Origin of the sequence: Mobiluncus sp. (genome assembly GCF_034180645.1) — a bacterium.
Classification (GTDB): Bacteria; Actinomycetota; Actinomycetes; order Actinomycetales; family Actinomycetaceae; genus Mobiluncus.
Map to the genome: position 1 here is coordinate 53,347 of NZ_JAXFNY010000020.1, position 10,568 is coordinate 63,914.

Here is a 10,568-nt window from a genome sequence, read left to right on the forward strand (position 1 = left end):
ATTCTCACTCTCCACCAAGAACGTTTATAGGATTAATCCGGGCAATACGTTTAGCCGGCCACAGAGAACCGATAACCGCTACCGCTACCGAAAACACAATTGTGAGGACTATAATTATCCAGTTGATTTCTACTCGCGCCAGGAAAACTTTTTGCAATATGTAATCCGCCAGCCCAATTCCCAGCAGCACCCCTAAGAAGCCTCCGAACAGCCCTAACAGTATCGACTCTCCAATCAGCTCCGTGAATACGTCCTTACTCAAAGCCCCTAAGGCCTTTTTTAATCCAATCTCACGAGCACGTTCCGAAACAATCGAACTCAGTGTTGCGGATACCGCAATAAGCATTAGGGCGGAAATAATAATACTAACTACCCAAATTAGGTTGCTTAGAGTATGAGCGATGCGCGTCTCATTTTGTGTAGTCCGACGCACCACTTCAGCGTCAATCCCGTTGACCTTTTTTTCGATAGTTTTCGCTAAAGCGCTAAGTTGGGCCGTATCACCTTTCAGGGAATATTCCACCAAACTATAGTGGTCGGCAACCCCACCCATAGCGGTATAACTGTCTGGGCTCAACACCGCCAAATCGTCCTCGGGACCGCCGGTGCGCAGCAGCCCAGATATTTCCAACTGTTTGCCGGAATGGTTAACGTCTCCTGAGTTCTGCTCATCGTTGTTTTCCCGTAGCTGCGCCACCTTGAGGCCAATCAGGTCACCGACGTGCAGACGGAATTTTTCTGCGAGGTTCATGCCTAACAGGATCTGTTCGCTACCCTGCGGCACTTTCCCCTCGATTGACCAGTAGGGTCGAACTGACCGAGCGTCGGCAAATTTCGTCACCATGAGGGGAACGGGCTGTTGCCCATAGAGCAGGTTACCGTAGCTGTAACCGGCTCGCCCCAACAGGCTCTCGCCGCACTGCCGGTCTATGGCGGACACCGTTTCCGGAGTAATTACGTTGGAACCTTGTGGCAGCACTACCAGGTTTGCTCCAAAAGAGCGCAGTTCCTTGGCGATATAGTCGGGAACCGTCACCGCCACCAGCCCCAACCCGGAGAGGGTGGAGGCACCCATCGCGATTGCTAGGGAAGCAATCAAAACTCGAGAGAAACGGTGCGCAAAGGCTTTCCAGATGATGCGCACGAACATTCGTTTGTGTGAGTTCATTGCCACCTACTTTCTGTGCAGGACTCGCGCCGGCTGCAAAGTCACCAACGCCCGGATTGAAGGTAAACAGCCCAGCAAAACCGTCAGCCCTACGATGACCGCCATCAGGGGGAACACCACCGGGCGGATATTGATACTGACCCCAAATACCAGGTGGCCGACCAGTTGGGCCAGACCGATGCCGCCCAGGCACCCGAACGCGGCCCCGACTAGGCTCACGATGAAGGTTTCCGTCAGAATCATCAGCACTACAAACAGATTGCGCGCCCCCAAGGCTTTCATCAATCCAATCTCGGCGGAACGTTCCATCACCGAAGCGGTCACCAAGTTAGCGATGCCCAGAGCGGACCCCGCCATGGCTAAAATGGCCACCAAAGTCATAATGAGCTGGGTTTTTTCCAGAATCGTGCCCTCGCTGTCGGCTATTTGGTGAACGGGGGTGGCTACGGCGTTGCTCATGACTTCCTCAATCTGATAGGCGATTGAGGACGTGTAAGCGGTGCAGTACCAGGTTTCCCAGTCCTCCAGCGACAGTGAGCTGGGATCGCGGGCAGCACGGCGGGACAAATCATTTTCCGGCGTGGTGATAGCACGCACCTCGACCCGATCGACTTGTCCCGGACGATCTGAGAGGCTCTGAGCTACGCTCAAGTCCGCAAACAGTTGCCGGTCTTCATTGGAACCGGAGGCCAGAATGCCGCTGATGGTCAAAGATTGGCTGGGCGCGGAACCGGTTTCCCCATGCGGGGGTTTCAATGTAAAAGAATCCCCCAGGTGCCAACCGTTTTGCTGAGCCAGTTTCGTTCCGACCATGACTTCGTCGGGAGCCTTTGGCCAGTTGCCTTGGATTTCCCACCAGTCGCGCATATCTGCCATGCCGGTATCGACTTTTTCTCCCGTGGGAATAGACAGCTTTTTGCGAAACCATGTCCCGACTACATCAATGTCTTGGCCTGAAAAATCGGCCTTGGTCTCCAGGAACGGGGCGAAGTTTTCGATGTTGTAGGCCCAAAAAATGGTTTTCAGTTTCGCCAGCTCGGATTCCAGCAACGCCCCGGACTGGGAATTCGCCGAGCTATCCGTATCCGCGAAGTCATAGAGTTGGGAAACTACGGATTTTCCTTGCGGTAGCACTTGAATGTTGGCACCGTAAGAGCCAAGTTCCTGCTTGATTTTGTCCCCCACGTCCAGCATGACCGCGAGCATGGAAGTCGTGAGCCCCGCCCCTAAGAAAATCGTTACCGCAATCATGAGGCGTTTGCCGACCTGCCGGCGCAACGCCTTGAAAATCATTCTGAAAAAGAACATGGAAACTTATACCTTAGAGCCTTAGATTATTTTGGTTTTAAAGATTTTGGCGTGCCCACTCAGCTCGTCAGCAAAAAACCGCAATTCTTTCGGGCCAACTTCATACTTAATCGGAATGGGGTTACAGCCACCGGGGAAACCAATAGTTTGAATGTTCATCATGACCCCGCAGCGCCGGCAAATGACTTTCCCGCCGTCCTCGTAATAACCGGATTCACCACAAATCTCACACGCGTCGAGACCGCAACCGTAAGCCACCGCGTTCTTTTGAATGACGATGAAACGGACTTGCGTCCCGTCCTCGGTCACGTAGGCGAACCGATGCAGGTGTCCATCAGACACGAGCTCCCGACTGACGGAAACCACATTGCCTTTCACGGTGGAAGGCTCTATCGGGGATAACTCCGGAACGGCCTCCGCCACGCGCTTGCCAACGGTTAGGGCAGTAACAAAAACAACCGTGCCCCCCAAAGCCAGCTCCAAAAAGTGACGGCGGGTAATCCGATCCGCTTTCACTAAACGCGCTTCCGGGCCGGAAACGTTGACGGGTTTGGAACCAAACCAAATGGCGATGATTCCAGGAATAGCGGTCAGCACCACCAGGGCCAACAACATGACCGTGTTGGCATTTTGAATCCACAACACGAGTTCAAAAATGGTTCGCGACCGCGGCAGGAAACCACGTGCGGCGAGCTGCTGATACAGCAGGATAGAGCGCGGACCGATGACTACCAAAAATACAGCGGTAGTAATTGCTAAACGCACCATGGCGGGAACCAGCCTGGTGGCGCGCACGTAGGCCCATCCGGCGATGACCACCAGCAACGTCCCGAACGCAAATCCGGCAAAACGTGCCAGCGATTCCGTTTCTAACGGAGAGGACCCCATCAGCACAATTTCATCGGTCGAAAATGCGTATTCAAAGCCGAAATTGATGATGATGCTGACAGCAGTCAACAGCGAGACTACCAGCAGTGCCCGATGTTTAGCACTCTGTTTAATGTCATAGAGGTCGGCGGCGCCAAACCACCAAGACACCCCCAGGAAACCTAGGGAACAAATCAGCATGACTGGAACCAGATAGAAGTTCATGGTGGGAACATCTATCAGGTTCGTATTCAGTCGAAACCACGCCAGCGTCGCCGCCGCTAGGGCTGCCACTACCAACACCACAGTGGTAATCCGAGCGACAACTCGGCGTTCCATCGGGGCGTGCGGCCGTGCTGCCAGCAAGATTGCCAGCGGCACGAACAGCGGCAGCCCATAGCGGAGGGCGACAACAAATAACTTGAGCAATGAAATCTTCTTAGAGAATCTGCCCGTCCCACTGCCAGTTCTTGAACTCGAACTTCAGCGGTTCTTTCCAGAAGCGTCCCTTGACCGCGGAGGAATCCTTACCCGTATGCAGCATGAACTTGTCTTCCGGAGAGGGAATGGTGATGGTCACATCGTACAGACCGGGCTTGAGCTTGATGTTGTTGCCGTAGTGAGGACCATCCACGGCAATCATCGGCATCATAGTGCCCAAATCGGTTTCCTCACCGGTCTTTTGATCCTTGACCACGGTCTTCAAGTCGTCCAGGTAGGGCATGTATGAATCAGCCGGGTACCCGAATTCTTCGGCCTTTTCATTGGTGGAAATGTCAATCTCAAAGTGCATATCGGACTCGGACGCCGGAGGCATCTTCATCGAGCCATGTTCCATATCGACAGCCTGGAAGTATACGACGTTTACGTTCAGCGGTCCGTTGGATTGTTCGCCGGAATCCCCGACCGGAAGTTCATTGATACCCACAACGTTAGGATCGCTGGGGGTTTCCGGCTGTTCCTGCTCGGTCGCAGGCTTGGTATCCTGCGGCTTCGCCTGGTTGTCCGGGTTTTCGCCACAACCGCTGAGGCTCGTACCCAACGCCAGGACGGCTGCCAGAGCCAGTAGCTTCTTCTTCATTATTCTTCCTTTCCGCTGTACGCTTCGACAGCGTCTTGTGTGTTTTCCCTCGAAGAGGGTTCTTCGGGAGCTTTATCATTACTTTCCGAGATAGAGGTGTCGGGACGTGTCGCGGAGCCGCTCGCCTCCAACTGGTCTGCTTTGGCCCGGCGGCGTTGCAGCAGAGCCAGGCCGACCAAAACTGCGGCGGTAAGAATCTGGGCACCGAGGGTTTCCGCGGTGGGATAGATTCCCAAGAACACCACAGTAGGAACGGAAGGCACCACATGCGCCCCGACCAAAGCGGCCTCTTGCAGCTCTTTAATCGCCCCACCCACGATGGCTACTGCCAGCAACGCCAGCAATATCGAAGTCCACTTAAAGAACGGCTTGAGCGGCAGACGCACCCCGAACTGCCAGACCAGCACAAATAGAATCGCCAGGATCACCGCCGCCGTCACACCACCCGCAACGATAAACCAATAATCGCTGCGGATTTTCGCCCCGGCGACAATCGGATAAAAGAACAGGATTGTTTCGGCACCCTCCCTGGCCACGGTGAGGAATGACACAAATGCCAGAGCAAAAACGCCTCCCGAGGCGGTTTTTTCGCCCGCGGTGGCCTTTATGTATTCTTCCCAACGCTTGCCACTGGACTTGCTCAGGATCCAGTTGGATACATAAATCAGCATCAGGGCGGCCGCCAGACCGGTGATGCCCTCCAGCAGTTCTTGACCCATTCCACTCTGCACGCTGGCGCTGAGCTGGCCAAACAGAATAGCCAGACCGATGGAAATGACCACGGCGATAACCACGCCCACCAGAATTCCCCGCAGTTGGTCGCGCCGTCCCGCTTTCAACGCATAAGTCACCAGAGCTGCCACCACCAGCAGCGCCTCCGCGCCTTCACGCAACAGAATCAGCAACGCGGCAAAGAAACCGGAAATCCCTAACGGTCCGGTATCCTGTGTTTTCGAGTCCAGGAATTGTGCGTCCTCAACGAGCTTTGCAATCAGGTCCTTTCCGAGTTTCTCCTGTTGAGCCTGGTCACGACCGTCTTTGTAGCCCTGGCGCAAGTCGCTGAACATACCCTCAATCTCGGTTACCCGGCTGAAGCCTTTGTGCACAATGGTGTTATTTTCAAACCCGTCGGCTTCGTAATGCCCCAGATACGCTTCGGTAGCCAGGGTGAACGCCCGGTCGGACTGCCCCTTGACGTAAGCGCTTTGTGCCTCGGTGATGTTTTGCGCAATCGTGTCAGCAACTCTGCTCCATTGATCCGCCACCTTAGGGGCTTTGACCAGCTGAGTTATCGTTTCCGTAAGCATAGTCATGACTTGGTCGCTAGCTTCCCGAAGCGCCTCCGGGCTCGCACCGTCACGGCTGAGATTACGTAAGTTCAATAGTTCGGTGACGAACTTATCGTCAACGTCACGTCCCAAAGTGTGTTTAACCTGGTCCTCCAGACCGCTCGTCTGGTAGTTCTCATAGTAGGCTTGACGAATCAGAGCCTGGACCACGCTCGGGTCGCCAGCTTCGGGAACCGCGGCGAGCTTTTCCTGCATCACTGCCACAACATCAGACCATTCACCAAGGTCGGAGTTTTGGGTTGCGGCCGCGCTGGGCCAGACCACTCCCCCGAAGACCAGCGCCAACACCATAGCGGAAAAACCTACAATAAACCGCAGTCCTCGCGCCCCGAGGGAAGTCAGGTTCCTGGTTGTGTTCACGATTCCATCAACTTCTTTCCAAATCGAAACACGATAAGGCTACAGAAAAATAGTTAATAAGGCAAGCCTTACCTAATTAATATAGCTTCATTGGGCTGCTCGAGCCCGAGTTCATCGCAAATTTGGGGAAACTCGACTTACTGCAGCTCTTCCAAGCGACCGTTCAGCATGTCGAATCTGCGGTTGCAGTATTCATAAGCGGCCGCGTCGTGCGTGACCATGACGACTGTACTGCCCCCTTGTGCGAGCTCGCGGAATAGCCCCAACACTGCTGCAGTGCAGTCGTCGTCCAAGTCTCCGGTCGGTTCATCGGCCAACAAAATCTCCGGTTGGGTCATAAGCGCGCGGGCGATGGCGACCCGACGCATCTCTCCCCCGGATAGTTCCGCGGGCCAGGCATGTGTTAGGTCCGTAATATCTAGCTTTTCCAGCAAATCCAGCGCGCGATTAACGGGCAAAGACTCCACCGCCGCCGGGGACGATTGTCCCGAAGAACGCCCTTGTTCCGGCAAAGTCGCGGGCAGCACCACGTTATCCAACACATTGAGGGAACTGACCAGGGTTTGCTGCTGCGTAATCATGCCCAGACGAAACCGGCGCAGCTGGGACAGTTCCCGATCCGAGAGACCAGACAGATCCTCTCCTGACACCCGAACCGTTCCTGAACTGGGCCGCAGCAGACCCATCATGAGGTTAAGCAGGGTTGTTTTTCCGTTGCCAGATTTGCCTGAAATGACCACGAACTGGTTGGCATCTATCTCCAGGCTGACGCTGTCTACCGCATTGAACTCGCGGCCCCGCCGTGAAAACTTCTTGGTCACCTCGCATAGTTCCAGCAGCATCTATTGTCCCTCCCGCACAACCTGGTAAGTTTCCTTTTGCAGCAGGCGCATCGCCGAGACTATGCTGGCCAGCATGGCACTGAGACACACCGTAACCAAGATGAGAACGCCCAGAGAACACTGGCTCCACAGATCACTTTGCAGATAAGGCTGCTTCAAAGCCCTTTGAATGGCATTATCAAAGGGCCGCAGCAGCGCCGCACTGAGTCCCAGCCCCAGCACACCGCCCGCCAGGCTGACCAGCAGATTCTCTTTCAGCAACATTGCGGTCAGCATCCGCTTGGTGGCGCCCATTATCCGCAACGAGCCCAATTCTTTGCTCCGAGACATGACGCTGACCCAGTTGACCGTCACCAACACCGCTAGTGATACTGCCCAAAAGACAGTCAGAAAGACCTGTAGAGCGCCCACAATGTGGCCCACACCCTCCTTGAGCCGGGAACTAATCCCGTTCGTAGACACAAAGCCCAAGCCCTTCAGCTGGGGGGATTTGGAAATATACTGCGCCACGTCCTCCGGGGCGTAACCGGGCTTGACCTTTACCATTACTGCGGAAACCCGGTGTCCAATCTCATTTGCGGACAAGACCGGATGCCCCACCTTTTCAGCTTGGCGTGCCAGGATTTTCGTGGTCGCCAGATTGGCAAATACAGACGAATCCAGGTTGGTGCCTGTCGGCGCCAACCGCGTGCTTACCGGGAATTCATAGTTGAACAGGCGAATCTTGCCCTGGGCGTTGATTTGAACCTTGGACCCCGCAACCAGCTCACCGTCCTGTAGACCGCGAGAATAAGTGGCTTGAATCCAGGGTTTAATGACGAAGTCAGTGTCCGGATCAATGCCGATAATTTGCAGCCGCACCTCGCAGCAACTTGCCATCAAGGAAGCTATATAAGTTTGCGTGGTGACCCGTTCCACCCCGGCAACATTGGCGACCAAGTCCGAAACGTCATCCGGCAGCAAGAACCCACTCGGCTTTCCTCCGCAGAGGTAAATATCCTTTGCGGACTGCTGAAACTGGGAGGGCACAATCATTATGTCCGCCCCCAGACGTTCCTTGACCGACGACAAGCCTTGGCTGAGGTTCAGCGAAACCATCCCCGCACCAAACGTTATCGCGCTGAGCAGGACTGCCACCAGGAACAGTCCTAAACTGCGGTAACGGTAATATTTGAGGTTACGAAAAGGGAGTTTGCCCCAGGTTATCTGGCTGCTTTGCATTGCCGTTTATGCCGCCGCTTTCTGAAGTTCCGGACGATTCCTTTGATCCAGGAATATCGCCGCACCGACTGCCAGAATCCCTATACAGCTCAGCGCCGACAGCGTGGGCATAGCGTACACATTGCAAGACATTTCCTCGCCTTTGCACACTCCGATGAGCACGGTGACAATCGAAATTTCCAGCACATAGATGAGCGCCGCACCGAGGTTCAAACCGGTACGAATCTGGGAGTTCACAAACAACGCCAGCAGCCCGATAATGACGAGGAGAATTCCAATCCCCAGACTGGCTTGAGCGGTCCAGTAGCACGCCATGTGCTGATGCGCCTCACCCATCGCTTTGCCAGCCTGCCCTATGTGGTCCATGTGGTCCATGTGGTCCATGCCACCGGAATCTTTCATACCGGACATATGTTCCATGCCGGAACCATGCTTGGCAGCGAACTCGCAAACCGGCGCAAAAGTCCGGGGCGCGATGGCAATGAGCAGACCCAACACTATGGTAGGCAACGAACCGATGATTCTATCTTTCATGCGTTTTTCTCCTTAAGATTTAACGACGCTGCCAATCATGACATTGCGCAAAATAATTGGCAAGGCTTGCCTAACCTAATTATCGAGAAATCCGCTTTCATCTGCGGAAAAAACGCGAAAATGTTAGTGAGAGGGCGTTTCGCGAACCGCCTCGTGGTGACGGATAACCTCGTCCACGATGAAACGCAGGAACTTCTTGGCGAACTCGGGGTCGAGCCCTGATGAGACGGCCAAAGCCTGGAGGCGCGCCACTTGCTGCGCCTCGCGCTCGGGGTCAGCCGGCGGCAGATCTAGGCGCGCCTTTAGCTGACCGACTTTTTGGGTGCAACGAAACCGCTCCGCCAGCAGATGCACGAGCGCGGCGTCGATGTTGTCGATGGTGACGCGGTATTCCTTTAGTTCCGCAGGGGTTTGCGGCGGGTTCGCGGCGATAGCTTCTTCGGCATGAGCAGTGTCCATTATTGCCCCTTCACTAGGTTCCCCTCTCACTTTACCGGGTCGTCGCCCCATAGTGGAAGTGGTCTGAGACAATCAAATGGGTTGCCCGAAAGCACAATGAAGCCGTGCCAGTTGCACAGAAAGCTACATATGACAGCGTCGAGCAAAAGGATGGGAGTCAGGTTAAAACTCAGAGTAATAAATGAGACCTGAATATTTCGTTTCGATGAGTCTGGAAACATCAATGGTTTCATCTATTTCAGCCAATAGTTTTGGTGGCAGATTATCCTGATTCAACAGGCCACCGTCTGGATTGGTGGTTCCTTTACGTTGACTGAAGTTGAGCATACCTTTAGAGGTGTCGTAAGTCAGGCTATAGTTTCCCGTCAAAAGGTAACTGGTTCTAAACAGGTATTCGGATAATCCCCGTGCCGCGTTACAGAGCTTTTCAGTGCTGTTCTCAACATAGGTGACTTGGACTTTTGGGGTCGTTTCCGGCAAAAGCTCTGCCAGCTCGAGAGCTCCTTTGTCCTGTGGAATATCGAGCTGTTCGATAACTTTGTGCCAAGTCATCTCGGTACTTTTTCCATTACCCACGAGCGAAATTCCACTTTGGTTGTTAGTTGTATCAAAGTACAGCCCCATACCGACCTGGTCAGGATGATAGGTCTGTAACAGACGCAACAGAGTCAAAGAGACTTCCCCGATAGCATCCGGGTCTCCTGATTTAATGTTTGTCTGGATTTGTTTATACCAAGAACTGCCATTTACCGCTGGTACACTCGGATCCCAGATACGGTTATAGTTTAGGGGAATAAACGTATCCGGCTGAGGGTTTACATCGATACTGGGTATTGAAAGACTGCAATTGAGCACTTCACGGGAGGAAAGTGATCCCGCATATCCCGGGCCGGTTTCAAGCATGTGGGGATTAGCTGCATCGACAGAACTAGCAGTATTACTGGGCTTGTTCTGCGAGGAAGGCGTCTCCGAGTCGTCGTGAGAACATCCTGATAAACCAATCATGAGGATGGAAAAACAAACCAGTCCTGAAAATAGTTTTCTCATGATATCCCTCCCAAATCCCAGTTCGAGTCTACCATCAATCTCAGTATTAGTGAACGATTTGGTTTAATACAGCTAAACGTTAGGCGGTCTTTGCGACCGAACCGCCGTGAATGTCCTGCAGCACGTAGGTGGGCTCGGCGCCTTCAAAAACGCACTCCGCCTCGATGATGACTTCCGCCACGTCGTCGCGTGAGGGCAGGTCAAACATGATTTGAGAGAGGGTGTTTTCCATCAGGGTCGACAGCGAACGCGCCCCGGTACCGCGTTTCTCAGCCAGCTCGGCCACCGCGTGAATCGCCGCATCGGTGAAAGTCAGTTTCACCCCGTCGAGC

At 54.1% G+C, this 10,568-nt stretch carries 10 protein-coding genes and 1 pseudogene; all 11 read right to left on the reverse strand.

Going from position 1 to position 10,568, the window contains the following annotated elements:
* Positions 1–4 precede the first annotated feature (4 nt).
* Positions 5–1,168, reverse strand: a complete 1,164-nt coding sequence (locus tag SPI05_RS08020; RefSeq protein WP_321077605.1) for an ABC transporter permease — start codon at positions 1,166–1,168, stop codon at positions 5–7.
* Positions 1,169–1,174: 6 nt separating this feature from the next.
* The gene (locus SPI05_RS08025; RefSeq protein ID WP_321077606.1) at positions 1,175–2,476 is read right to left on the reverse strand and encodes an ABC transporter permease; all 1,302 of its coding nucleotides are present in this window, start codon (positions 2,474–2,476) and stop codon (positions 1,175–1,177) included.
* A gap of 21 nt (positions 2,477–2,497) precedes the next feature.
* Complete coding sequence (locus tag SPI05_RS08030; RefSeq protein WP_295027987.1) at positions 2,498–3,772, reverse strand: DUF2318 domain-containing protein; 1,275 nt, start codon at positions 3,770–3,772, stop codon at positions 2,498–2,500.
* 10 nt (positions 3,773–3,782) lie between these two features.
* Positions 3,783–4,424, reverse strand: coding sequence for an iron transporter (locus tag SPI05_RS08035; RefSeq protein WP_321077607.1), 642 nt, complete (start codon positions 4,422–4,424; stop codon positions 3,783–3,785).
* On the reverse strand, positions 4,424–6,133 hold the full coding sequence (locus tag SPI05_RS08040) for an FTR1 family protein (protein ID WP_321077608.1): 1,710 nt from the start codon (positions 6,131–6,133) through the stop codon (positions 4,424–4,426). The genes SPI05_RS08035 and SPI05_RS08040 overlap by 1 nt, the downstream gene beginning before the upstream one ends.
* A gap of 137 nt (positions 6,134–6,270) precedes the next feature.
* The gene (locus tag SPI05_RS08045; RefSeq protein WP_321077609.1) at positions 6,271–6,975 is read right to left on the reverse strand and encodes an ABC transporter ATP-binding protein; all 705 of its coding nucleotides are present in this window, start codon (positions 6,973–6,975) and stop codon (positions 6,271–6,273) included.
* Positions 6,976–8,196 (reverse strand): ABC transporter permease, encoded by a 1,221-nt coding sequence (locus SPI05_RS08050; protein WP_321077610.1) that lies wholly within the window; start codon positions 8,194–8,196, stop codon positions 6,976–6,978.
* A gap of 6 nt (positions 8,197–8,202) precedes the next feature.
* Positions 8,203–8,730 carry a DUF4418 family protein gene (locus SPI05_RS08055; protein WP_321077611.1) on the reverse strand — a complete coding sequence of 176 codons (528 nt, stop codon included), beginning with the start codon at positions 8,728–8,730 and terminating at the stop codon, positions 8,203–8,205.
* A gap of 123 nt (positions 8,731–8,853) precedes the next feature.
* Entirely contained in the window at positions 8,854–9,189 is a 336-nt protein-coding gene (locus SPI05_RS08060; protein ID WP_321077612.1) for a chorismate mutase, read from the reverse strand.
* Between the two features lie 162 nt (positions 9,190–9,351).
* Positions 9,352–10,236, reverse strand: a complete 885-nt coding sequence (locus SPI05_RS08065) for a hypothetical protein (protein ID WP_321077613.1) — start codon at positions 10,234–10,236, stop codon at positions 9,352–9,354.
* A 79-nt stretch (positions 10,237–10,315) separates the two neighbouring features.
* Positions 10,316–10,568 (reverse strand): annotated as a pseudogene (locus SPI05_RS08070) (ATP-dependent Clp protease ATP-binding subunit ClpX); the annotation flags it as partial.

Bases quoted from the DNA above. Each gene is read 5' to 3' on its own strand.
- SPI05_RS08035 (WP_321077607.1), bottom strand. From the start codon at position 4,424: ATGAAGAAGAAGCTACTGGCTCTGGCAGCCGTCCTGGCGTTGGGTACG.
- SPI05_RS08060 (WP_321077612.1), bottom strand. From the start codon at position 9,189: ATGGACACTGCTCATGCCGAAGAAGCTATCGCCGCGAACCCGCCGCAA.
- SPI05_RS08025 (WP_321077606.1), bottom strand. From the start codon at position 2,476: ATGTTCTTTTTCAGAATGATTTTCAAGGCGTTGCGCCGGCAGGTCGGC.
- SPI05_RS08055 (WP_321077611.1), bottom strand. From the start codon at position 8,730: ATGAAAGATAGAATCATCGGTTCGTTGCCTACCATAGTGTTGGGTCTG.
- SPI05_RS08045 (WP_321077609.1), bottom strand. From the start codon at position 6,975: ATGCTGCTGGAACTATGCGAGGTGACCAAGAAGTTTTCACGGCGGGGC.
- SPI05_RS08065 (WP_321077613.1), bottom strand. From the start codon at position 10,236: ATGAGAAAACTATTTTCAGGACTGGTTTGTTTTTCCATCCTCATGATT.
- SPI05_RS08050 (WP_321077610.1), bottom strand. From the start codon at position 8,196: ATGCAAAGCAGCCAGATAACCTGGGGCAAACTCCCTTTTCGTAACCTC.
- SPI05_RS08020 (WP_321077605.1), bottom strand. From the start codon at position 1,168: ATGAACTCACACAAACGAATGTTCGTGCGCATCATCTGGAAAGCCTTT.